22 protein-coding genes and 1 riboswitch are annotated in these 23,564 nt (G+C 39.4%); of the genes, 21 read left to right on the top strand and 1 reads right to left on the bottom strand.

The features are described 5' to 3' along the window. Positions 1–21: 21 nt before the first annotated feature. The 15 genes from BMG01_RS01540 to BMG01_RS01475 all read left to right on the top strand — a co-directional run bounded on the left by BMG01_RS01540 (position 22) and on the right by BMG01_RS01475 (position 15,610). The gene (locus BMG01_RS01540) at positions 22–675 is read left to right on the top strand and encodes a histidine phosphatase family protein (protein WP_004916032.1); all 654 of its coding nucleotides are present in this window, start codon (positions 22–24) and stop codon (positions 673–675) included. Next, positions 675–3,080: an ATP-dependent RecD-like DNA helicase gene (locus tag BMG01_RS01535; RefSeq protein WP_036067610.1), complete on the top strand. Its 2,406-nt coding sequence runs from the start codon at positions 675–677 to the stop codon at positions 3,078–3,080. Before BMG01_RS01540 ends, BMG01_RS01535 begins: the two co-directional genes overlap by 1 nt. Positions 3,081–3,131: 51 nt before the next feature. Continuing rightward, positions 3,132–4,103: a ribose-phosphate pyrophosphokinase gene (locus tag BMG01_RS01530; RefSeq protein ID WP_004916026.1), complete on the top strand. Its 972-nt coding sequence runs from the start codon at positions 3,132–3,134 to the stop codon at positions 4,101–4,103. After that, positions 4,100–4,990, top strand: a complete 891-nt coding sequence (locus BMG01_RS01525) for an SGNH/GDSL hydrolase family protein (RefSeq protein ID WP_004916025.1) — start codon at positions 4,100–4,102, stop codon at positions 4,988–4,990. Before BMG01_RS01530 ends, BMG01_RS01525 begins: the two co-directional genes overlap by 4 nt. Beyond that, positions 4,990–5,982 carry an aldo/keto reductase gene (locus tag BMG01_RS01520; protein WP_004916023.1) on the top strand — a complete coding sequence of 331 codons (993 nt, stop codon included), beginning with the start codon at positions 4,990–4,992 and terminating at the stop codon, positions 5,980–5,982. Before BMG01_RS01525 ends, BMG01_RS01520 begins: the two co-directional genes overlap by 1 nt. Before the next feature lie 127 nt (positions 5,983–6,109). After that, positions 6,110–6,868 carry a glucose 1-dehydrogenase gene (locus BMG01_RS01515; RefSeq protein ID WP_004916020.1) on the top strand — a complete coding sequence of 253 codons (759 nt, stop codon included), beginning with the start codon at positions 6,110–6,112 and terminating at the stop codon, positions 6,866–6,868. Positions 6,869–7,041: 173 nt separating this feature from the next. Continuing rightward, positions 7,042–8,280: a phosphoribosylamine--glycine ligase gene (gene purD, locus BMG01_RS01510; RefSeq protein ID WP_036067297.1), complete on the top strand. Its 1,239-nt coding sequence runs from the start codon at positions 7,042–7,044 to the stop codon at positions 8,278–8,280. A 275-nt stretch (positions 8,281–8,555) separates the two neighbouring features. Beyond that, entirely contained in the window at positions 8,556–8,696 is a 141-nt protein-coding gene (locus BMG01_RS11275; protein ID WP_004916016.1) for a hypothetical protein, read from the top strand. Positions 8,697–8,926: 230 nt separating this feature from the next. Beyond that, complete coding sequence (locus tag BMG01_RS01505) at positions 8,927–10,591, top strand: formate--tetrahydrofolate ligase (RefSeq protein WP_004916014.1); 1,665 nt, start codon at positions 8,927–8,929, stop codon at positions 10,589–10,591. A 189-nt stretch (positions 10,592–10,780) separates the two neighbouring features. Further along, complete coding sequence (locus tag BMG01_RS01500) at positions 10,781–12,145, top strand: ATP-binding cassette domain-containing protein (protein WP_080519024.1); 1,365 nt, start codon at positions 10,781–10,783, stop codon at positions 12,143–12,145. Positions 12,146–12,181: 36 nt separating this feature from the next. After that, positions 12,182–12,278, top strand: a riboswitch (purine riboswitch). Between the two features lie 55 nt (positions 12,279–12,333). Further along, positions 12,334–13,782: an NCS2 family permease gene (locus tag BMG01_RS01495; protein ID WP_036067612.1), complete on the top strand. Its 1,449-nt coding sequence runs from the start codon at positions 12,334–12,336 to the stop codon at positions 13,780–13,782. A 61-nt stretch (positions 13,783–13,843) separates the two neighbouring features. Continuing rightward, positions 13,844–14,068, top strand: coding sequence for a cold-shock protein (locus tag BMG01_RS01490; protein WP_004916006.1), 225 nt, complete (start codon positions 13,844–13,846; stop codon positions 14,066–14,068). Then, on the top strand, positions 14,068–14,619 hold the full coding sequence (locus BMG01_RS01485; RefSeq protein WP_004916005.1) for an NUDIX hydrolase: 552 nt from the start codon (positions 14,068–14,070) through the stop codon (positions 14,617–14,619). Before BMG01_RS01490 ends, BMG01_RS01485 begins: the two co-directional genes overlap by 1 nt. A 3-nt stretch (positions 14,620–14,622) precedes the next feature. Beyond that, positions 14,623–14,916, top strand: a complete 294-nt coding sequence (locus BMG01_RS01480; protein WP_004916002.1) for a membrane protein — start codon at positions 14,623–14,625, stop codon at positions 14,914–14,916. A gap of 19 nt (positions 14,917–14,935) precedes the next feature. Beyond that, the gene (locus BMG01_RS01475) at positions 14,936–15,610 is read left to right on the top strand and encodes a 5'-methylthioadenosine/adenosylhomocysteine nucleosidase (RefSeq protein WP_036067615.1); all 675 of its coding nucleotides are present in this window, start codon (positions 14,936–14,938) and stop codon (positions 15,608–15,610) included. A 4-nt stretch (positions 15,611–15,614) separates the two neighbouring features. Here the strand turns inward: BMG01_RS01475 and BMG01_RS01470 are convergent, their stop codons facing one another. Then, positions 15,615–16,598 (bottom strand): DMT family transporter, encoded by a 984-nt coding sequence (locus BMG01_RS01470; protein ID WP_036067618.1) that lies wholly within the window; start codon positions 16,596–16,598, stop codon positions 15,615–15,617. Positions 16,599–16,734: 136 nt separating this feature from the next. Here BMG01_RS01470 and ytpR point away from each other — a divergent pair, with 136 nt between their 5' ends. The 6 genes from ytpR (at position 16,735) to BMG01_RS01440 (ending at position 23,505) form a co-directional block, all read left to right on the top strand. After that, on the top strand, positions 16,735–17,391 hold the full coding sequence (ytpR, locus tag BMG01_RS01465) for a YtpR family tRNA-binding protein (RefSeq protein WP_036067621.1): 657 nt from the start codon (positions 16,735–16,737) through the stop codon (positions 17,389–17,391). Beyond that, the gene (locus BMG01_RS11385) at positions 17,391–17,534 is read left to right on the top strand and encodes a hypothetical protein (protein WP_036067623.1); all 144 of its coding nucleotides are present in this window, start codon (positions 17,391–17,393) and stop codon (positions 17,532–17,534) included. The genes ytpR and BMG01_RS11385 overlap by 1 nt, the downstream gene beginning before the upstream one ends. Further along, a complete protein-coding gene (murC, locus tag BMG01_RS01455; protein ID WP_036067625.1) occupies positions 17,527–18,861 on the top strand; it encodes a UDP-N-acetylmuramate--L-alanine ligase in 1,335 nt (444 codons plus the stop codon). Before BMG01_RS11385 ends, murC begins: the two co-directional genes overlap by 8 nt. 85 nt (positions 18,862–18,946) lie before the next feature. After that, positions 18,947–19,669: a Bax inhibitor-1/YccA family protein gene (locus BMG01_RS01450; protein ID WP_004915990.1), complete on the top strand. Its 723-nt coding sequence runs from the start codon at positions 18,947–18,949 to the stop codon at positions 19,667–19,669. A 138-nt stretch (positions 19,670–19,807) separates the two neighbouring features. Beyond that, positions 19,808–22,492: a DNA polymerase I gene (polA, locus tag BMG01_RS01445; protein ID WP_036067626.1), complete on the top strand. Its 2,685-nt coding sequence runs from the start codon at positions 19,808–19,810 to the stop codon at positions 22,490–22,492. A 20-nt stretch (positions 22,493–22,512) separates the two neighbouring features. Next, complete coding sequence (locus tag BMG01_RS01440) at positions 22,513–23,505, top strand: class A sortase (RefSeq protein ID WP_004915987.1); 993 nt, start codon at positions 22,513–22,515, stop codon at positions 23,503–23,505. Positions 23,506–23,564 lie beyond the last annotated feature (59 nt).

Genomic DNA, 23,564 nt, shown 5'->3' with positions numbered 1-23,564 from the left:
TTTGGAGGTAAATCAATCAATATGACTAAATTTTATTTTGTTAGGCACGGTCAAACGGAATGGAATCTCGAACGACGCTTTCAAGGTGGCAATGGTGATTCAGAGTTACTGCCATCAAGTTATGCGGATATGAAAAAAGTAGGCGGATTTTTGAGCGACGCCAAATTTGCTCACATCTATGCTTCGCCGATTAAACGTGCTCGGATTACTGCTACAAAAATTGCGCAATTTTTAAAGGCATCACCAGCCTTATCACTAAGATCTAATTTGGCCGAAGTTGGTTTAGGCGAATGGGAAGGTGAATTAGTTGCAAATGTGCAAGAACGTTATCCAGAGGCCTACAATAATTATCGTCATGATTTGAATCAGTTCGAGGGTCAGGAATTTGGTGGTGAAGGTTATACCAAAGCGACCAAACGTTTTGTGCGAGTAATTAAAGATATAGCACAACAATATCCAAACGACAATATTTTGATTGTATCGCACGGTATGGCACTTTCTTTTGGATTGAATGGTTTATTACAGCAACCACGAATGAGCATCCGCGAACGTGGTGGTTTGAGCAATACCTCGACAACTGTATTATCAACTGTTGATGGTGAACATTATCAAATTGAAGATTGGAATAATACGAGTTATCTCAATAAAAAGCAAGATGACTCGACAACAATTTAATGGCATTAGTAACGACAGAATTGGATAAAGTTATTGGCACATTACAATCTGTAATTTTTACGTCAACGGATTCCTATTTTAAAATTTTATCTGTGTCAGTAGAAGAGACGTCACTTGACGACTGGGACGCGCCTGAAATCATTGTGACGGGAACTTTTGGTGATGTCCAAGAAGGTAGAGTTTATGCTTTTTATGGTCAAACAGTGCGCCATCCCAAATACGGGCAACAATTCAAGGCGGAACGATACGAAAATGAATTACCACCTGATGAAAATGGATTAATTAAATATTTTGCTAGTGGTCAGTTTTCAGGTATTGGACCAAAATCTGCACAAAAAATTGTTGATCATCTCGGGCTAAATGCTGTGGATTTGATTTTAGCAGATGTTACTGTTTTAGACGGTATCATTAAGGATTCAACCGCGAAAAAAATGGCGAAAACGCTGCAACTCAACCTTGGTTTGGAGCGTTTGTTCCAAATTGGTAATCAATTTGGCATTGGGGCTGACCTAGCAGGTCGCTTATATGACCAATATGGTAATCAGGCACAAGATATTTTAATGCAAGATCCATATCGTCTCGTATTCGAATTTGAAGGCATTAATTTCAAAAAAGCCGATGAAATAGGTCGCCAAATTGGTGTTGAAGATTCGGATCAAAAACGTTTACAAGCAGCTGTTTATGCGGCGGTTATGCGAGTCAGCTTTCAGCACGGTCACACTTATCTGTATCATGACCAATTACGTTATGCGGTTGCTCAAATGATTCATGAGCAGGGTCAAAGCTTTGAAACACAAATTGAAACAGCGATTGCGCGTTTGATTAGTAGTCATATTTTAGTGAATGATGATGGTCGTTATTACCCTAACACACTATTTGAAGCGGAAGTTCAAGTATCGAATGATATTCAGCGTTTACAAACAGCCACGCCACCATTTGAATTAACAATGTCAGACATTGACCAAGCTTTTGTGACGCCAGGCAATATGACCTTAGATGAAACACAAATTTCAGCTGTTAAAGAGGGGTTAAACGCACCCATTTTTTTGCTGACGGGCGGACCAGGAACTGGCAAGACAACGATTATTCGAACGATTGTTGCAACATGGCAAAAAATAGTGCAGCAACGTGCAAGTACCGCTGCAGATGGGCAAAAGCTGTTAAAACAATACCAAGTACGGATGGCATCGCCAACCGGTCGCGCTGCAAAACGTATGACTGAGGTGACCGGACATGAGGCCTCAACAATTCATCGTTTGTTGGGAATTTCTGATTTGGATGAACCAGAATTTAATGCGGATAATCCAATTGCCGGTGGTTTGCTTATTATTGATGAGGCGTCAATGTTAGATATTGAGCTGACCGCTAAGCTGCTTGCGGCTGTACCAAACGGTATGAAGCTGATTGTTGTTGGCGATAGTGATCAACTACCGTCTGTTGGACCCGGAAATGTGCTTGCTGATTTAGTCAATTCTCAAAAAATTGCACATGTGGAACTCGCCATCATTTATCGGCAGGGTAGAGGTAGTAGTATTTCTGATTTGGCAGCTAATGTTAAAAAGGGCCGACTTCCAAGTGACTTTTTAACACATCAACCTGACCGATCGGCTTTTATGGTGGGGGCAGATCAAGCGTTGACCGCCATTCAACAGATAGTCACTTCTGCTGTTAAAAAGGGTTTCACGCAAGATGACCTACAAATTTTGACACCAATGTATAAGAGTTCTGCAGGGGTGAATGCCTTAAATCAAATGGCGCAAGCCTTGTTTAATCCCATTAAGCCAACTCAAAAAAGTATTCAGTTTGGTGCCTTGATTTTTCGCAAAGGTGACAAGGTGTTGCAGTTAGAAAATGACAGCGAACGTGATGTTTACAATGGCGATATGGGGAAAATTATCGCTGTTCAGTATAAAAAAGATCCTAGCAATGATGATAATGAAGATCGCCTGATAATTGATTTTGATGGGAAAGAACTGGCTTATCCAAAAAAGAACTTAAATCAATTGACACTAGCGTATGCCACCACGGTTCACAAGGCACAGGGTAATGAGTTCAAATTAGTCATTTTGGCGTTAACCAATCAGTTTGGCCTAATGCTAAATCGAAATCTTTTGTATACTGGCTTGACACGTGCTAAAGAAGCTTTGATTTTGGTGGGGGAGTACGCCGCGTTTCAACGTGCCGCTGAAACTTTAGTACCCCCACGTCAAACATTTTTGCAACAACGATTGAATTTTGATGGCGAAAAAACGATGCCGTTACCCGAAAAAAATGTTGCTATAACGGCAAATCAGTTGACGCAAGCAGCAGTGTCAGCTAATCAACTCACTGTTAATCAGATCATTGATGGTAGTATTGATCCAATGATTGGGATGGCAAATATATCACCCTATGATTTCATGTAATCGTTTTCATATAGTATAATAAAATCAGAACGATAATGAATGGAGAATCACATGACCCCAGCCTATCAATTGTTTAATCTTGGTAGTAATAACCAACTTGCACAGGAAATATCAACTATTTTGGGCAAGCCGCTCTCCCCAATAGATGTGAAAACTTTTGCTGACAATGAAATTTATGAGCGCATTGAAAATACTGTTCGTGGCCGTGACGTTTATGTTATCCAAGGCATTTCAGATCCCGTCAATGAAAACTTTATGCGTTTGATGATATTCATTGACGCTGCCAGACGAGCCTCTGCTAATTCAATAAATGTGGTGATTCCATACTTTGGTTACGCGCGTGCAGATAGAAAAGCACGCTCACGAGAACCGATTTCGGCACGATTGATTGCAGACATGCTTGAGTCTCAAGGTGTTAAACGCGTTATGACGATGGATTTGCACGCAGATCAGGTACAAGGATTCTTTGACATTCCGGTGGATCATTTGATTGCCATGCCAGCACTTGGTCACTACTTTTATGAAAATAATTTGCTCGGGGATGATTTGGTAGTGGTTGCGCCGGGACACACAAGTGTGGCGCGCGCTCGTAAATTTGCTAAATTGTTGCATGCTGAATGGGCTATCGTCGACCATCGTTTAGATAAGAATACGAATGAATTCTCCTATCAAATCACAGGAAATGTCGCCGGTAAGCGTGCTATTTTGGTTGATGATATTATTGATACTGGGGCAAGTATGGTTCAGTCGAGTAAGGCACTCAATGCTGCTGGGGTTGATGTCATTTACGCTGTTGCGACGCATGCTGTTTTATCTAACAAAGCGAGCCAATTATTGGATCAGTCTCACATCAAACAGCTCATTGTTACAAATACAATTGAAGTACCTGCTAAAAAGGAATTTAGCAAGCTGATTAAGTTATCTGTGGCGGCGCCGTTTGCTGAGGCTCTCAAACGTGTCGATGCCTTTGAAAGTATTCAAGACGTGCTGAAAAGTCAAGATAATATGGACGTCACATTATGAGGATTGATTTAAAACCACTGTTATCTCCCGAGTGGGCGCAACAGGAAGATTACTATGTTACAACACAGCAGGGTGCTTCGTTAAGTTTTATAACTGATGGTGTCAAAAAATTACAAATTGTTTTTGACAACCCATATAGTGTTATTACGTTAGCATACTCCTCTAATGACAATGATTGGCGAGATATTGTTGTCGATTCAACTGGTCGCGCTACAATATCCATTCAAGACGGTCGTCATTCTCTGATGTTACGAACTTGGCAAAAAGATCAAGCCTTATTTTGGACATCTCCGTTAAAATTATTGTCAATGTCGATTGATAATGGTTTGGTTTCTCCCATTACGCAGTCGCAACCATTTCTTACCTTTGTCGGTGATTCGATTACGGTAGGTGAGGAGATGGCATCAGATGGTGATCATCCTGAATTGAGTTATCCGGTGTTGGTTTCTAAAGCACTACAAAAACCATTGGCACGCATTGCTTATGGTGGCTCAGGGTTAACACCTTTTGCACCGTTTCAAGTACCAACTGCAATTGAATCATTATGGCATGTTGCGCTCAATGTGCCACGGCCATTGGTTTCAACCGATATAGTAGTCGTTAATTATGGTACCAATGATTTGAACTATGGGGCCAGTCCTCAGGACTTTGCGTTTGGCTTACGTGTCTATTTACTAGAGATTATCAAGCGTTTCCACGATGCAAAAATTTTTATATTACTACCGTTTAATGGCGCATTTGAAACTGTTTTTCGAAACGAGATGTCACGATTTGAAGCGTTGACTTTTATCAATACAAACAACTGGCAAATTGCCACTGATCGTGTTCATCCAACTGTCGCCGATCATGAACGTATTGCAAAATTAATTTTGGAGGAATTGAAATAATGGTATATGCAGCAGATGAGCAACGTTATGAAAAGTTACCTTATCGTCGGGTGAGTGATTCAGGGTTAATTTTGCCAGCAGTTTCTTTTGGTTTATGGCGAAATTTGGGTGATCAAATGCCCTTAGAAAACTCAAAAAAAGTTATTTTAAAGGCTTTTGATAGCGGTATTTTTAGCTTTGATAATGCTTCTAACTATGGCCCAAGTAATGGTACAGCCGAGGAAACATTTGGACAGGTATTTCGACAGGACTTAAAGCCATATCGTGATGAATTGGTGATTACGACTAAAGCCGGCTATCATATGTGGCCTGGTCCGTTGGGTGAATTTTCTGGTAAAAAAACGTTGGTGGCAGCGTTAGACCTCAGTTTGCAGCGAATGGGATTGGATTACGTTGATATATTCTACGCCCATCGTTGGGATCCAAACACACGTCTTGAGGAAACAGCGCGTGCGTTAGATCTGATTGTTAGGCAAGGCAAAGCATTGTACGTGGGTGTTTCAAATTACAATGCTGAACAAACAGCTGCAATTGCGAAAATTTTTGAGACGCTAGGAACGCCATTTATCGGCAACCAAGTTTCATACAACATGCTTAATCGCACCGCAGAAAACGACGGTTTATTAGAAGTTTTGGATCAAAATCATGCTGGTCTCGTTGCCTATGGACCATTAGCTGAAGGCTTATTAACATCAAAATATCTCAATGATATACCAGATGATTATCCAATTCACCGTACAAATGCCGTATTATTTGAAAAAGGTAAAGTAGCTTTAATTGACAAATTAAATGCTTTGAATAAGATTGCCCAACAAAGAGAACAGTCGCTTTCACAAATGGCTTTAGCTTGGTTGCTAAAAGATCGCCGCGTTGCAAGTGTTGTAATTGGGGCAAGCAATGTCACACATTTGATTGATAATTTAAAGTTTTCAGATAATTTGACGTTTTCTGACGATGAATTAACAACAATTGAATCAATCTTGTCAAAGTAAAGCCAACGAAAGTTGGCTTTTTTAATGATCAAAAATTGAAATGAATGTGAACGCTTACAAAGATAGTGAATTTTTTAACAATTATTGTGATATAATAAACTATATAAAAGAAAAAAGGGGAATTCTCATGGTAGATCGTTTAAAGAACAAAGTTGCAATTGTTACAGGTGGTACGCTTGGTATTGGATTGGCTATTGCTCAGAAGTTCGTTGAAGAAGGTGCAAAAGTTGTTATCACAGGACGTCGTGCTAACGTTGGTGAGGAAGCTGTAAAGTCAATTGGTGATGAATCAGTGGCACGATTTGTACAGCACGATGCTTCAGATGAGCAAGGCTGGATTGATTTGTTTGAAAACACAATTAAGTGGTTTGGACATGTTGATACTGTGGTAAACAATGCAGGTATCGCAATTGCGAAGAACATTGAAGAAACAACTTTTGAAGACTGGAAATTCTTGCAATCAATTAATTCTGATGGTGTATTTTTGGGTACTAAGTACGGCATTCAATATATGAAGAATCAACCTGGCGGTGCTTCAATTATCAACATGTCATCAATTGAAGGATTTGTTGGTGACCCTAACTTGGCTGCTTACAATCACTCAAAGGGTGGTGTACGAATCTTGAGCAAGTCAGCTGCATTACACGCTGCACTAAATGATTATAATTTGCGTGTTAACACAATTCACCCAGGTTATATCAAGACGCCACTGGTAGAAAATATTCCTGGTGCTGAAGAAGCACAATCACAACGTACACAGACACCAATGGGCCACATTGGTGAGCCAAATGATATTGCTTATATGGCTGTTTATTTGGCTAGTGAAGAGTCAAAGTTTGCGACAGGATCAGAATTTGTTGTAGACGGTGGCTATTTGGCACAATAATAAGAAAACTTTCGACGTCATCTTAACGATGGCGTTTTTTAATGTTCGTATTTTGACTTGGTTTGCCAAATAAAAACAAAAAATTTTACTTAAATAATTGTATTAACCGTACAAATCAAACGCATTTATTGTTAAAATATGTAGGTAGGAAATAAAAATTATGGATGGTAATTATGTCAAAAGTACTAATTGTTGGTTCTGGTGCACGTGAGCACGCACTTGCGCAGACTTTTTTGCGAAGCCCCCAAGTAGATGAGGTGATTGTTGCACCAGGCAATGATGGCATGTTGAGAAGTGGCATTATTTGTCAAGATATTGCTGTCACTGAATTAACAACATTGCGCGATTTTGCGCGTGACAAAAAAATCGATTTGACATTTGTTGGTAGTGAAGAACCATTGACGTTAGGAATTGTCGATGTTTTTGAGGCGTCCGGCTTGACAATATTTGGACCATCAAAACAGGCGGCGCAACTTGAAGGGTCCAAGTCGTTCACAAAAAATATTTTGAAGAAGTATCACATCCCCACAGCAAACTCACAAACTGTCACATCACGTTCGGCGGCTCAAGCCAGCTTAGAGTTATTTGATTTTCCTGTCGTGTTCAAGTTGGATGGTTTGGCACTGGGAAAAGGTGTCACGATTATCAATAATAGAAACGATGGGGAAACTTATTTAGATAATCTTTATCAACAACGAGTTAATGCGAAACTGGTTATTGAAGAATATTTGGACGGTGTTGAATTTTCGGTTTTCACGCTAGTTGGTCGTAATGGTCAAATGACCCACGCCCCGTTGGCGCAGGATCATAAACGCCGTTTTGATGGTGATAAAGGACCAAATACTGGTGGCATGGGAGCATATAGTCCAGTGACTTGGATTTCAGATGACATTCGACGTCAAACGATCAATATGTTAGTTGAGCCTACTATTAAAGCCATGTTGTCTGAAAAAATACCATTTTCAGGTGTGCTATATACTGGCGTGATGTTAACAGCACAAGGGCCAAAAGTAATTGAATTTAATGTCCGCTTTGGTGATCCAGAGGCACAGGTTGTGTTGCCACAGTATACAGGTGATTTTTATGACCTAATTATGCAATTATTACAAGGCAATCAACCTACTCCAAAATGGCAGGAAGAAGATATCTATCTTGGTGTGGTGCTAGCATCCCCCGGCTATCCTGAAGCACCACAAAATGGCTTAACAGTTCCAGAAATACCTTATCCGGTTAATTATGCTGGTGTGTCATTGCAAAATGGTCAGTTGGTGACCAAGGGAGGTCGTGTTTTAACGGTTGTTCACCATCAAAAAACTGCTGCTGTGGCTCAAAAGCAATTGTATGAGGCGCTTGATAAGATTGACATGGCACTTGTATTTCGACATGATATTGGCTATCAAGCTGTTGAATAATCCAAGCTGACAACGCTTTCAAAAGCAGACTCATCAAATATACCCTTTTGATGGTGGTAAGAAACCTGACAAAAAATCCGACATTACAACTATAATAGTTTACACTAATGTTGTGATACTCCCTGTATTGCTAGCCCAACAAACGACATATGTTTATCCTGATATAGTCTTCGTTTGTTGGGCTTTTTAGTTGCTTTCACATATTTGATGGTATACACTGAGGTTGTCAAAACAGAAATTAGTGTTAACGTTAAAATGCAAGGAGGCAAATGACGATGACAAAAAATAAGTTGATAAGCAATGCTGGTAAGTCATCCGCTAATGTTGTTAAAAAGGCAGTTAATACTGTAGAAGATGCTGTGGAAGAAGCTGCCAAAGATTTCCGGAAAGACAGTAAGAAAGAAATTGACAAATAGTATTAAAAATGTAACTGAAAAATAAGTTGATGTGACAAATGTTTGCAGGCTGATTTTTCAGTTTTTTCTTTAGAAATTCGCTTTAAAGTTGACTTCAGCGCATCAACTGACTGATTTGTTATAATAATTGTCGTAGAGGTGGACTTTAGTTTATAATGAATTTAACGGAAATACTAACCAGCGATCACATTATATTTTAGATGTGTACCACGTTCAAAGAGGATAAATTCATGCCAACAGATATTGAAATTGCACAAGCTGCTAAAATTACACCTATCTCTGAAATTGCTGCCAGCGCGGGATTACAGCCCCAAGAAATCGAACCATACGGTTATGATAAAGCTAAAATTAAGTTAGATCCTGAGGTTAAACGTCCAACCGATTTGGGTAAACTCATTTTGGTTACTTCAATAAATCCAACACCTGCTGGAGAAGGTAAATCAACCGTTACAGTTGGTTTGGCTGATGCACTTAAATTAGCTGGTAAAAATACGATGATTGCGCTTCGTGAACCATCATTAGGCCCAGTTATGGGATTAAAAGGTGGTGCAACGGGTGGCGGCTATGCGCAGGTTGTGCCAATGGCGGATATTAATTTGCACTTTACTGGTGATTTCCATGCGCTTACTTCGGCACATGATACTTTGTCGGCAGTGATAGATAACAGTTTACATCAGGGCAATCCACTTAACATTGATCCGCGTCGCATTTTATGGAAGCGTGTTGTGGATATTAATGATCGCGCTTTACGTCATGTGACTATTGGTTTAGGGGGGCCGACTTCTGGTGTGCCTCGTGAAGATGGTTTTGATATTACTGTTGCATCTGAATTAATGGCTATTTTGACGCTATCAACTGATCTAATGGACCTAAAGGCTCGCATTAATCGTATTGTCGTTGGCTATACTTACGACAAAGAACCAGTTACTGTTGCTGATTTAGGTGTAGCCGGTGCGTTAACAGTATTGCTAAAAGATGCAATTAAACCTAATTTGGTACAAACACTGGCTCATACACCGGCAATCATTCATGGTGGTCCATTTGCAAACATTGCGCAAGGGACAAACTCAATTTTGGCAACAAAAACAGCACTACAATTGGCTGATTACGTGGTTACAGAGGCCGGATTCGGAGCTGATTTGGGTGGTGAAAAATTCCTCGATGTTAAAGTCCCATTGCTAGGAAAAACACCGGATGCAATTGTTATTGTAGCGACCATTCGCGCACTGAAACATCATGGTGGTGTGGCACTGGGCGACTTAAACAATGAAAATATTGAGGCTTTGTCTGCTGGATTAGAAAACTTAGGACAGCATTTAACGGCGATGAATCGTTATGGTGTACCGGTTGTCGTTGCAATTAATCGTTTCACCGCGGATACAGCTCAAGAACTAGCAGTCATAAAAGACTACGTTGCACAATTTGGCGCGACCGCTTACACGACAGAGGTTTGGGCCAAGGGTGGCGAAGGTGCAACAGACTTGGCACAAGCCGTTATTGAAAAAGTAGCACAAGAATCTGATTTTACACCACTTTATCAACCTAACGATGCTGCAACTGATAAACTTAATGCCATTGTGCAAACGATTTATGGTGGCAAAACTATTGTATTATCTGGCAAAGCTCAAAAGCAACTAAAAGAATTTGAAACTCGTGGCTGGGATAAGCTACCAATTATTATGGCTAAAACGCAATATTCTCTGTCTGATGATGCTAAAAAGTTAGGAGCACCAAAAGACTTTGCTATTCATATTCGTGAATTTGTCCCTAAGTTGGGCGCTGGTTTCTTAGTTGCATTGACTGGTAATATTATGACAATGCCCGGTTTGCCAAAACATCCTGCAGCATTAGACATTGATATTGACGAAAAGGGTCAAATTACTGGCTTGTTCTAATTCGTACAGCATGATATAATCATTTTAAATATTGAAAAGAGGTCGATCCAGTGCGTAACTAAACTATTCATTCAAATTTCACAAACGGAATTGGAAAGAGTAGGATAAGTGCGCCAAAATCGACAATAAGTCGTTATTTTTGCGATGTTTACGAAACCAATTCTGTGAAAAATCAGAGGAGGTTTTTTTATGCATGCAATCACATTAAATAAAGTCAATTACAGTATTGACGGACGCGACATTTTAACACAAGTTACTCAGCAAATAAAAATTGGTGAGCGTATTGGCGTTATTGGCGCTAATGGTGTTGGCAAAACGACATTGGCGCACTTAATGATTGGTGATTTATCACCTGACAGTGGTGAGATTTCTATAAATGGCCGTGTTATTTATGTGCCGCAATTGGTCGTCGACGATAGTGATCGTAGTGGTGGTGAAAAAATGATGCAACGTATCAATGAGTCACTGAACAATCAACCTGATATTTTGGTGTTAGATGAACCAACTGCTAATTTAGATATGACACATCAGAATTGGTTAATCAAACGGCTGTCACATTTTTATGGTACATTGATTGTGATTTCACACGACAGTTATTTTCTTAATCATATCATCCAAAAAATATGGGCGCTGCATGAACAACAAGTTACTGCTTATAATGGCAATTATCACGACTATCTAGCGCAACGTAATCTTGCCAACGAAACTCAGAATCATCTGTATCATGATGCGGTCAATAAGAAAAAGCAACTGCAACGGGCAATGACGAAAGTGAAGGTGAGAGAAGGGCGAGCAACAAAACGACCAAAGAATATTAGTCCATCTGATGCACGTTTGATCAGTGGAAAAGGTAACGCATTAAAAACACAGAAAAAATTAGGCCAAAATGCCAAAACGATGGCGCGTCGCTTTTCAGAATTAGAAAAAGTTGATAAACCGCTTGTCACAAAGCCTTTAAAACTTCAAACGGTTGCAGGTCAAAACTATAAAACACGGACTATTTTAAAAATAACAGGGGAAACAGTTAAAGCCGGCAATCATTTACTGTTACAAGACGTGAATTTTAATCTGGAAACAGGGGAGCGACTGGCTGTTTTAGGTGATAATGGCAGTGGTAAAACCACCTTGATTAAGCAAATCATCAAAAATTATGATAAGCCGGTTGGCTATTTTTCACAAAATTTGTCTGGTTTGGACGAAGAAAAGACAGTCCTAGAAAACGTATTATTGAAATCTTCTCAACTGCCACAATTGGCCAGAGATTTTCTTGGTGCTTTTGGCATTAAAAGAGATATGGCTTTTCAAAAAGTTAGTTCACTAAGTGGCGGTGAAAAAGTAAAAGTATTACTGCTACAAGTTTTATTTACCGATACGCAGTTACTTATTTTAGATGAACCCACTAATTATTTAGATTTACTAGCCTTAGATGCGCTGACAAATTTTTTAACGCATTATGCTGGCGCTGTTTTGATTGTATCTCATTATAAGGACTTTATTGACGCGGTTGCTACGAAAAAAATGAGGATTCAATTTCAGCATTTACTGCCTGTTTGAAATTCTTGCAACTGCGTCGTGGCGGTGCTAAACTAGAATATATTAAAATAAATTGTTGATATAGTGTCGGATATTGGCCGACAGTTTCTACCCAACACCAACATGTTGGACTATCATAAATTGTGTGGTGCTAATCCATTCATCGTTTGTGATGGGTGGATTTTTCTATGTCACAGGGAGATACACATATGCAAAAGTTTTTTCATCTTAAGGAAAATGGTACCAGTGTACGACGGGAGATTGTCGCAGGTATAACGACCTTTGTTTCCATGGCTTACATCTTTTTCTTGAATCCACAGATTCTTGGTCAAGCAGGTATCCCACAGCAAGCTGTTTTCTTGGCTGCGATTTTAGTGGCGGTATTTGGCACCCTGTTTATGGGATTGTTTGCTAACGTACCCTTTGCTTTAGCACCAGGTATCGGAATGCAAGCGTACTTTACCTATACGATTGTGTTTGGTTTTGGCTTTAATTGGCAGCAAGCCTTAGCAATCGTGTTCTTGGTCGGTGTGGTTGATATCGTCATTACTTTAACACATGGTCGACGCGCTATTGTGAAAGGCATTCCTAGCGAATTGAAGGCTGCCATAGGTGGTGGTATTGGTATGTTTGTCACTTATATTGGATTAAAAAACGCTGGTTTTATCAACTTTATCGTTGATCCAGGCAATATTTTGACGCTAAATGACAAACCATTTACTGGCAAGGCCACAGGTACGATTAATTCTATTTTAGCGAGTGGTGGCGTGACACCTGAACTGTCAAAGTTCAATTCTGCGTCTGTACTATTGGCACTAATTGGGTTTGTTCTATTAGTAATATTAGTAATGCGTAAAGTGCCTGGTGCATTTTTGATCACATTAATTGCGACAACGGTCATCGGTATTCCAATGGGCGTTACTAATACTCATATTTCAGCCGGTACATCGGTTGGATCAGCATTTGGCGCCTTGGGACATGTTTTTGGGCAAGCATTAGGTGCAAATGGTTTAGGATCATTGTTCACTGATTGGCACCATGCTTCATTAGCAATTATTACGATTTTTGCAATGGGACTTACCGGTCTCTTTGATGCGATTGGCACTTTGATTGGTATTGGTGACCAAACTGGTATTTTCTCAAAAGCAGATACAAAGGCATTCGAAGAAGATAAAGGGTTTAATTCTAAAATGGATCGCGCGTTGGTTGTTGACACCTTTACAACAGCATTTGCTGGTATCGCGGGTACTAGTAACACGACAACGTTTATTGAATCGGCAGCTGGTGTTGCTGCTGGTGCCCGTACTGGTTTGGCAAACATTGTCACAGCAGCTGGCTTTGCTTTGATGATTATTTTTGCCCCATTTGTTGGCGTTATACCAACTGCGGCAACATCATCATTACTGATTCTGGTAGGTATCATGATGATGGGAGAATTTACTAAAATCTCTTGGGAAAACCTAGAAGTAGCATTGCCAGCTTTCTTCACGTCAGTGTTTATGGCATTTTCTTATTCCATTTCGTACGGTATTGCCGCTGGTTTCTTATTTTTCATTATAGTGAAATTAACATTAGGTAAATTCAAAGAAATTTCACCGGTATTGATTGTCGTGTCACTATTTTTCTTGATAAATTTTGTTGTCCTAGCATTTATTTAAAAAAATAATTGAAAACTATGAAAGTTGTCCGTGGGGGCAACTTTTTTGATACAATAAAGATATGAAAACAGGAAAAGTAAAAATTTGGCAAAAAGAACGTGGCTACGGTTATATCACACCTGATGATGGTGGGGATGATATTTTTGTCCACTTTAATGGCATTGAAATGGATGGCTTTAAGTCATTAATTCAAGGTGAAAGGGTCGAGTATGTCTTGGTGCAAGGTCATCAAAACTATCAAGCTGCCCGTGTGCAACCTATTAAGACAAAAGCTGGAGAAGTTTAATGGCTGAAAAAGAGATCGTGACTGACACTAAAACTGTCTATGAAGGACCTATTTTTAGTGTTGAGACACAAAGTGTACAGCTCTACAATAATCAGACATCACAGCGTGATATTGTGAGACACGTGCCAGCCATTTCAGTTTTAGCGATGGTGGATGATGATCATATTATTTTGGAAAAGCAATGGCGTGCCACAATTGGTGATTTTATTCTTGAAATTCCGGCAGGCAAGTTGGATGAAAGAGATTTCGACGCCCCACATCATGCGGTCGTTCGTGAATTAAACGAAGAGTTACGAATGTCCGCTGGAACGATTGAAAAGGCCTTCGGTTTTGTAGAAACGGTCGGTTTCTCTGATGCTTATATGCATCTCTATGTTGCTAAAGATTTGCAACCAATATTAAAATCAGATCAATTGCCTCGTGATTTAGGGGAAACAATGGATTTAATAACAATTTCGTTTGATGACTTAAAAGAGATGTTTGAGGCTGGAAAATTAAACGATCAAAAGACAGTAACGGCGTTTTTGTATTGGGCCTATCTTAGAGGTTAATGAATGGATAACGAAACAAGAAAAGCTGCGAAAAAGGCACAAAAGCAACGTGATAAACAACGGGTGAAAGCAGAAAAAGAATATGCTAAAGCGCATCCAATGAAAGTAGAAGTTGTCACACCAGAAACACGTCAAGAGATGCGGTTAACCCGCAAAGGTCGCTATGAGTTGGGTTCAGACGGGAAACTGACACCAATCGGTAAATCTAAACGATTAACTCATCGCTACAATTTGGCCATTATTTTTTTGGCAGTATTAATTATTGCGACATATGCGTATTTCTTTTTAGTAAATTAGACTTGGAGCGTAAATTATTATGAAAATCGGTATTATTACACCAATGGCGGAAGAAAAGTTGTCATTGATTGCTGCACTAGATAACACAAAGACAAAGCAGCATGGTGGTACTTCAATTACCACAGGCACTTATAAGGGTCATGAAGTGATTTTAACAGAATCCGGTATTGGAAAAGTCGCAGCAGCATCAGCGGCGACAGTAATGATTGACAATTTTGAACCAGATTTAATTGTAAATACTGGTTCGGCTGGCGCCCTTGACCCTGACTTGAAAATTGGTGATGAGGTTGTCGGTACTCGAGTTGCCCATTCTGACGTTGACGTTACTGTATTTGGCTATGCATTTGGGCAGGTACCTAACAAACCTTTGTATTATTTGGCCGATCCTGAAGTTGTCGCTGATTTTGAAAAATTGGCTGCCGTTAAGGAAGGACTCATTGTTTCCGGCGATCAATTTGTACAAGACGATGCCAAGAAGCGTATTTTAGCTCATTTTCCAGACGCTCTAGTTGCTGAAATGGAAGCCGCAGCAGTAGCGCAAGTTGCCACCCAATTTGGGACGCCATTTATTGTATTACGCGGTGTTTCCGACTTAGCGAATGGTGATTCGGGCGTTGTGTTTGATGACTATGTTGTTGAAGCAGGGAGAGCTTCAGCTAAGCTATTGTTACGGTATTTGGATCAAAAAAAATAAGCCGTTAGGCTTTTTTTTGTGTTTCGGTTTCCTGTTGATAGGGCACGGTGTCAGCTTTACTACTATAACGATTACCAATAAACATGATGGTTGAACCTATCACGATAATGACAACGCCAATTATTGTATTGAGTTTGATGCTTTCGTGGAGAATAATCAGTGCCAAGATTGGTGCAAGGGCTGGTTTAATAAAAAAGACAAGCGAGGCAGTTGAGACATCTGAAGCCTCCATTGCTAGTGAATAGAGTACATAACCGGCTGCTGTAACACCCAAGAATATGTATGCCAATAAAATGATATTGTGGATAGTAATGCCCTGAAAGAAAGGAATATTCGAAAAATCGTGCATGACAGGATTATGTGTAAACAAATTAGCCACACTCTGAATATGAGATAAAATCATAATCACCATCAGCTCCAAGGCACCAGCAATAAACGAAAATGTGTTCATTGTTAAGCCGTCATAGCCACGCTTCATGCCAACTTGTCGCTGCATAATCGCGAATAATCCAAAAGTTAGTGCCGCAATCAGCGCAAGTGAAATGCCAAGTGGATTCGTTAAGTGGGCTGGATTGACAATAACGAGTAACCCAATAACTGATACAATGACGGCAATCAAATTAGAACGTGTCAGCGTCTCATGAAGAATGATATAACCAAAAATGAGGGCAAAAATGGGATTCGAACTGAATAGGACCGCCACCGTTGAAGCAGCATCGACTTCAACTGCAATTTGAAAGAATGTCATACTGATAACAACACCTATAAAACCAGTTAAAAGAAAAGTACCAATATCTTGTTTTTGAAAGGTGACATGACGCTGTTTCATGTTATGAACAGCTAAAGGGACTAAAGCCAAGCCACCAATTAAAAAGCGCAGGAAATTTAATTGCACGCCATTGAATTGACTACCGGCTAATTTTAATGAAATTTCCATCGAACTGAAGAGAAATGTTGAAATGAGAACGTAGATATAAGCTTTTTTCAAGATGATTACTCCATTGTTTTTTCAGTATACTACTCTGTTTTACTCTTTTCACAAGCGTTCGTCAAATATTGACTTTATTGGGATTAAAAAGTAATGTAAAATAGATAATGTACTGATAAAACAAAGGAATTGAACCATGATAACAACATATAACCCAGAACATCTCGGAAATGTTTTAATGATTATTTTGGCGCCAAATGCTAACCAGCAAGTTGTGACAACCAATAAGAATGTTACACGAGTGAGTGATTTATCTTCGGATAAAACAACAGGCTATAACATCTTTGGTATTGGCAAAAAATTACAGATTAAGCACAAATCTGGTCAGCTAACATTGACACAAGAACAAATTGATGTCATTAATCAAGAATTAAAACAAGCAGGATTTTCTGACAAATTGACAGTTGAACCAACGAAATTAGTCATTGGCTATGTCGAAACGGTTGCCACACATCCAGACTCTGATCACTTACATGTCACCAAAACGCGCGTGGCTAATGATAAAACTTTACAAATTGTTTCGGGATCGCCTAACATTAAAGAAAATATCAAGGTGGCAGTTGCGCAACCAGGCACAATGATGCCGAGTGGGGCTTTGATTTGGGATGGCGAATTACGCGGTGTACCTTCAGCTGGAATGATTGTGTCTGGCAGAGAATTGCATTTGCCAGGCGCTCCTGATAAGCCAGGCGCACTGATTTTACCAGACGATTTTGGTGAGGTTGGTGACAGCTTTAATTTTGAAAAGGCTGCTAATTTGTATCATGATAATCTCGTGGATCTAAACTACTAATGAGCGATAATTTGAAGAATGCTCCACGAGTATATCGCACGTTAAATGACGAAATAGCACAGTATCGTCGCTTAATTTTTGAACTGCGAAAAGGTGAGTTGCAATATTTTACATTTGTAACAGAAGGTGAAAATAATGAGTAAACAATATTATTTTATTGGTATTAAAGGCACAGGAATGGGACCCTTAGCGCAAATTTTGCATGATCAGGGCAATGAAGTTTTGGGATCTGATATTGATACTTATACGTACACACAAGCACCTTTAGAAGCAGCGGGTATCAAAATTTTACCCTTTGAAGCTAAAAATGTTGATGAATATCAGTCAGCCGTTTTTGTACGAGGAAACGCTTTTGAAGATACGCATGTTGAGGTAGCACGCGCACTTGAACTAGGTGTCAAGATGATTTCGTATCCTGAAGCAGTGCAAGAGCAAATTGCTCAAACAACCTCAATTGCTGTCGCTGGCGCGCATGGTAAAACATCAACTACTGGATTATTGGCTCATGTACTCAAAAACATCGCGCCAACCTCGTATTTGATTGGAGATGGAACCGGACGTGGTGTACCAAACTCGCAATTTTTTGTTGTGGAAGCCGATGAATATCGTCGCCATTTTAAGGATTATCGTCCAGATTACGCAATCTTGACTAATATTGATTTTGATCACCCTGATTATTACACGGGTATTGAGGATGTGACAAATGCGTTTGCTGATTTTGCCAACAATGTCAAAAAAGGTATTTTTGCATGGGGTGATGATGAGCATCTGCGTTCATTAAAACCTAATGCTGACGTTTACTATTATGGTGTTAACCCTGATAAAGATGATTTTGTTGCCACCAATATTCGTAAATCAACCTTAGGTTCTCATTTTGAAGTGGTATTTCGCGGTAAAAGTCTTGGTGATTTTGCCGTACCTCTGTTCGGTCAACATGGTATTTTAAATGCTTTGGCTGTCATTGGTGTTAGTTATATGGAACAAGTTGATCTTGATTTGATATGTCAGTATTTACTCACATATCAAGGTGTTAAACGGCGCTTCAGTGAAAAACAAATCGGTGATATCACGGTAATTGATGATTACGCACATCATCCAACAGAAATCACCGCGACTTTAGATGCTGCTCGACAAAAATACCCTAATAAGCCAATTATTGCTATTTTTCAACCACACACATTTTCTCGTGTCATTGCCTATAAGGACGAATTTGCTGAAAGCCTAGAAGCAGCTGATAAAGTTTATTTGGCCAATATTTTTGGCTCAGCGCGAGAACAATCAGGTACGATTTCTTCAGAGGACTTAGGTGCAGAAATTTCCAAGTTTGGTGGCATCGTTCAGGAAGATAATATGCGTTTGCTGATGCCTTATGATAATGCGGTCATGGTGTTTATGGGGGCTGGTGACATCGAAAAATATGAATTTGCTTACGAAAAATTACTTGGGCAACTTCATACTGATTTGACTTAATGTCTATTTAATGACCTTTCTGATATAATAGATATAACTGAAATACAACGGTGTTGTATTTGCTAATTGGAGGAGGTAAGCATTAATGGATAATTTTAATATGAATGCACGTCGCGATGTGACGGGTATCGATGATGGGCTAAGAGCATTTTTTAGACAAACATATAGTTTCATGGGTATTGCTATCATTGTGACTGCGATTACAGGGTTTATTGTTCAGAATTTTTTCTTGACTCAAGTTTATAGTCTTATTGCTGGTAACATTATCGGTACGTTAGCACTGTTCGGGGTACAAATTTTAATCATGACAATGATTGGACGTGCAACGTTCAAAAATCCTGCTAAAGCTTTTGGATTGCTCATGGCGTTTGCCGTGATTGAAGGCTTAACGCTCGGATTGTTGTTAGCAGTCTACACTGGCGCATCAGTCTTAATGGCATTCGTTTCAGCTGCTGGTGTTTTTGGCGGTATGGCTGTATATGGTATGGTGACAAAGCGTGATTTGACTGGCTTAGGATCAATTTTGTTTGGTTTGTTGATTGGCTTGGTCATTGCTTCCGTTGTTAACATGTTCTTTTATAGTGGTATGGTATCATTGCTGATTTCTTGGGCAAGTGTCTTTGTCTTCTCATTGTATACAGCTTATGACAACCAAAGCCTTAAGGTTATGTACGCTCAATATGCTGGGCAAGCTGATACAACAGGCTTGGCAGTTAACGGTGCGCTACGTCTCTACTTAGACTTTGTGAACTTGTTCTTCGCTTTGTTGCGTATCTTTGGTGTTGCAGCCGGTGGATCTCGTGACTAATTTATTTAAAATAAAAATCAGCCCGTTAGGGCTTTTTTATTTGGGAAATTATTACATGGTATAATAATTGGGATAGGTATTATCTCACTACATTGTTTTTGAAGATATCATTACAATGAAAAACAGAATGGATAGCAAATGACCAATAAAAAACTCTTATTAATTGATGGCAATTCACTGGCTTTTCGAGCCTTTTATGCGATGTATAATCAACTAGACCGTATGATTTCACATGATGGCCTACATACTAATGCACTAGTTGCGTTTAACAATTTCTTGGATCAAATAGTTGATCCGATGCAACCTGATTTGGCAGTAGTGGCTTGGGATGCTGGTTCTGGTAAAACGACGTTTCGTGGTGAACTATTATCAAGTTATAAAGATGGGCGTTCTAAAACACCATCTGAATTTTTAGAACAATTTCCTTATTTGCGTGAAATGGTCGCGCTCCATGGGCTGCGCAATTATCAACAAGAAGGGCTTGAGGCAGACGACATTATTGGGACATATTCGCGTTTAGGCGAGGCGGCTGGATACTCAGTGACCATTGTGACTGGTGACCAAGATTTAATACAACTTGCGACTGATAACATTACTGTAAATGTCACCAAAAAAGGTGTGACCGAAATTGAACGCTATACGCCGGATTACATACTAGAAAAATTCAATTTGACGCCGGCCCAAATTATTGAAAAAAAAGCTTTGACTGGTGATACTTCTGATAATTATCCCGGTGTAACAAAAGTCGGTGAGAAAACGGCGCTTAAGTTACTAGCAGAGTACCATGACTTGGATAATCTGTATGCCAATATTGATGGCATGAAGCCGTCTAAAATGAAAGAAAATCTGATAAATGATCGCGATCAAGCTTTTCGAGCACGTCAACTAGCGACGATTTTAACAGCGGCTGATCTTGAATTACCATTGGAAGAGATTGAATATCGCGGTGTTGATTATGATGCTCTCATTCCTTTTTATGAGAAATTAGATTTTAAGCAACAATTAGCTAAAATTAAAGCACTAAAACGTTCGGGGCAAATTGCCGGAGACGATACGGTTGGTGAGAAGAGTGTACAAGTTGTTGAATTAAAAGACAGTAATTTATGCGCTTTGAGTATGTTAGGGGACAAAGTTGCGCTCCATATTGAATATGTCGGCGAAGATTATCATGCTGGCGAGATGATTGGCTTTGTGATTGGAAATGCTGCTGTCGGGTATTATGGTAGCCGAGATGTGTCATTATTACAGCAGTCCGAACTCAAAACGTTGGTTGAAAACGATAAAATTCAAAAAAATGTTTTCAATGTCAAGGCGCAATTAGTCTTATTTAAGCGTTTAGGCTTGAAATTAACTGGTGTTAATTTTGACTTTTTGCTCGCGGCATATTTACTGGATACTGTTGATAATGACAATGTGTTTGCGACATTAGCGCAACGATTTGACATTTATCTCACTCCTGATGAAGAAGTCTATGGCAAGGGCGCTAAATTTAAGATACCTTCAGATAGTGGTCGAGTTTTGATGCATATTGCTAACAAAGCAAATGCGTTGATGGCATTAGAAGAGCCAACTTTTTCAGCATTAAATGAACATCAACAGACTCATTTATATACGGACATTGAGTTACCATTAGCACATGTATTAGCTAATATGGAGTTTCAAGGAATTAAAGTTAACCCAGAATATTTACAAGAAAGAGGACGTGATTTAGCGCAACGTATTGAAGATATTCAGTCAGCTATCTATATTGAGGCGGGAGAAAAAATCAATTTAAACTCACCTAAACAGCTCGGTGTGCTATTATTTGAAAAAATGGGATTGCCAGTTATCAAAAAAACGAAAACAGGTTATTCTACGGCAATTGATGTTCTTGAAAAGTTGGCCCCACAAGCACCGATTGTGGATCACATATTGCAGTATCGTCAGCTGGCTAAACTTAAATCTACTTACATTGATGGTTTACTGTCAGTCATTTATCCAGAAGATAGTAAAATCCACACCCGATTCTTGCAAACGCTCACTCAAACAGGAAGATTATCATCTGTTGACCCCAATCTTCAAAATATTCCAATGCGCTCAGAAGAAGGACGTTTAATTCGCACGGCGTTTATTCCAAGTGAACCAAATTGGCAAATTTTTGGTGCCGACTATTCTCAAATTGAGCTTCGTGTGTTGGCACATGTGACAGGGGATGCTAATATGCAAAAAGCATTTTTGAATGGCGAAGATATTCATGCGGAAACTGCACGAGCTGTATTTGGTTTGCCAAATGATGCCGTCGTTGATCCACTTATGAGACGAACTGCTAAAGCAGTTAATTTTGGAATCGTTTATGGTATATCTGACTTCGGTCTGGCTAATAATTTGGGCATTTCTCGAGCTGAAGCCAAGCGATTTATTGATACTTATTTTCAAGAGTTTCCTCAAATACATGATTGGATGAATCAAATCAAACAATTTGCGCACGATCATGGCTATGTCGAAACAATTGCTCATCGTCGTCGTTACTTGCCAGATATTAATGCGAAAAACTTTAATTTGCGTTCTTTTGCCGAGCGGACTGCCATGAATTCACCGATTCAAGGATCAGCTGCTGATATCATCAAAATCGCTATGATTAAAGTTAATGATGCATTAAAAGCGCATCACTTCCAAGCACGCATGCTATTACAGGTACACGATGAATTAATTTTTGAAGCCCCATCTAGTGAAATTGATGCATTATCAGAAATCATTACCAGTGTGATGGATTCAGCAGTGTCATTAGATGTACCTTTGAAAGTGGAAAGTCATTCTGGCGCCACATGGTATGATGCTAAGTAACAGAAAAGTATAGGATTATCATGATAATATTACCAAATAATTTAGCAGCTACGCTAAATGACAGTCAAGTTCCTCATCAATTAGCTCATCAAATTGCGACTTATGTTGCCGTTTTCGTGGTGGCTTTCTTGCTGGTTGCTATTTGTCGCTTATTGATAACTCGTTTGCGTCATCACAAATTCAAACCACGCCAACTTATCTATGATGGTTTAATTGGTGCATGCATTATTTTACTAGCATACCTCGGTGGTACCTATGTTTATCAACAAAATATATTAGGCGTTAAAACTGCTATTTTGAAACCTGTTCAGCACCATGAACGACAAGTAGCAGACAAAAAAGCATCATCATCTACGGTTTCACGTGCCACAATTAGGAAAATGGTAATGCGAAATGCCGCCAAGGGCTTTGAAAAACAAGGTTTTGTGTCGATTCCAAGTCGTAATATTTTGTTGCCAATCTATAATGATGCTTATAGTGATGCTGGGTTGAATTTGGGGGCTGATTACGCCAACCGCTCTAGTCAAGACCCAGATGGCACTAAAGTACCAGTGATGGGTCAAGGAAACTATGGTTTGGCAGCACATAATTTCAATGATGGTGTGACTGGATTTAGTGGCTTGCAACAAGTCATTAATCAAAATGCACCTTATCTCACTAATGGTCAATTAAAGGGATCATCATGGTTGAATGGCACATCAGTTCTGTTGGCAAACAATAAAGGCTTATACCAATATGAGATTACAGGGCAAGATGCTGTTAAGAATACAGATGTCTCGGTTTTGGATCCAACAAAAAACGCGCAGTTAACAATCATTAGTTGCTTATTTCCCTCAACTCAGTATCGTATTATTACCCACGCAGATTTGAAGCACACTTATACTTGGAAAAACGCCCCGCAAAGCGTTGTTTCGAGATTTAACTTACAGGTTTATAACACCAATGCTCGTGTGAGTTGGTGGAACCCAGGTGTTGAAGAGGGTGCCAATGGTGATCAGGGTGGTACAAAATAATACTTTTTAGGTAAGGACGATTGTGCCCTTACCTTTTTCTTTAATAATGATAAAAATTA

The sequence above is a fragment of the Leuconostoc sp. BM2 genome (genome assembly GCF_002095565.1).
Classification (GTDB): domain Bacteria; phylum Bacillota; class Bacilli; order Lactobacillales; family Lactobacillaceae; genus Leuconostoc; species Leuconostoc falkenbergense.
This window is presented reverse-complemented; position numbering and strand designations above follow the sequence as displayed.

Coding starts and splice junctions, on each gene's coding strand:
- BMG01_RS01540 (WP_004916032.1), top strand. CDS start 22: ATGACTAAATTTTATTTTGTTAGGCACGGTCAAACGGAATGGAATCTC.
- BMG01_RS01535 (WP_036067610.1), top strand. CDS start 675: ATGGCATTAGTAACGACAGAATTGGATAAAGTTATTGGCACATTACAA.
- BMG01_RS01530 (WP_004916026.1), top strand. CDS start 3,132: ATGACCCCAGCCTATCAATTGTTTAATCTTGGTAGTAATAACCAACTT.
- BMG01_RS01525 (WP_004916025.1), top strand. CDS start 4,100: ATGAGGATTGATTTAAAACCACTGTTATCTCCCGAGTGGGCGCAACAG.
- BMG01_RS01520 (WP_004916023.1), top strand. CDS start 4,990: ATGGTATATGCAGCAGATGAGCAACGTTATGAAAAGTTACCTTATCGT.
- BMG01_RS01515 (WP_004916020.1), top strand. CDS start 6,110: ATGGTAGATCGTTTAAAGAACAAAGTTGCAATTGTTACAGGTGGTACG.
- purD (WP_036067297.1), top strand. CDS start 7,042: ATGTCAAAAGTACTAATTGTTGGTTCTGGTGCACGTGAGCACGCACTT.
- BMG01_RS11275 (WP_004916016.1), top strand. CDS start 8,556: ATGACAAAAAATAAGTTGATAAGCAATGCTGGTAAGTCATCCGCTAAT.
- BMG01_RS01505 (WP_004916014.1), top strand. CDS start 8,927: ATGCCAACAGATATTGAAATTGCACAAGCTGCTAAAATTACACCTATC.
- BMG01_RS01500 (WP_080519024.1), top strand. CDS start 10,781: ATGCATGCAATCACATTAAATAAAGTCAATTACAGTATTGACGGACGC.
- BMG01_RS01495 (WP_036067612.1), top strand. CDS start 12,334: ATGCAAAAGTTTTTTCATCTTAAGGAAAATGGTACCAGTGTACGACGG.
- BMG01_RS01490 (WP_004916006.1), top strand. CDS start 13,844: ATGAAAACAGGAAAAGTAAAAATTTGGCAAAAAGAACGTGGCTACGGT.
- BMG01_RS01485 (WP_004916005.1), top strand. CDS start 14,068: ATGGCTGAAAAAGAGATCGTGACTGACACTAAAACTGTCTATGAAGGA.
- BMG01_RS01480 (WP_004916002.1), top strand. CDS start 14,623: ATGGATAACGAAACAAGAAAAGCTGCGAAAAAGGCACAAAAGCAACGT.
- BMG01_RS01475 (WP_036067615.1), top strand. CDS start 14,936: ATGAAAATCGGTATTATTACACCAATGGCGGAAGAAAAGTTGTCATTG.
- ytpR (WP_036067621.1), top strand. CDS start 16,735: ATGATAACAACATATAACCCAGAACATCTCGGAAATGTTTTAATGATT.
- BMG01_RS11385 (WP_036067623.1), top strand. CDS start 17,391: ATGAGCGATAATTTGAAGAATGCTCCACGAGTATATCGCACGTTAAAT.
- murC (WP_036067625.1), top strand. CDS start 17,527: ATGAGTAAACAATATTATTTTATTGGTATTAAAGGCACAGGAATGGGA.
- BMG01_RS01450 (WP_004915990.1), top strand. CDS start 18,947: ATGGATAATTTTAATATGAATGCACGTCGCGATGTGACGGGTATCGAT.
- polA (WP_036067626.1), top strand. CDS start 19,808: ATGACCAATAAAAAACTCTTATTAATTGATGGCAATTCACTGGCTTTT.
- BMG01_RS01440 (WP_004915987.1), top strand. CDS start 22,513: ATGATAATATTACCAAATAATTTAGCAGCTACGCTAAATGACAGTCAA.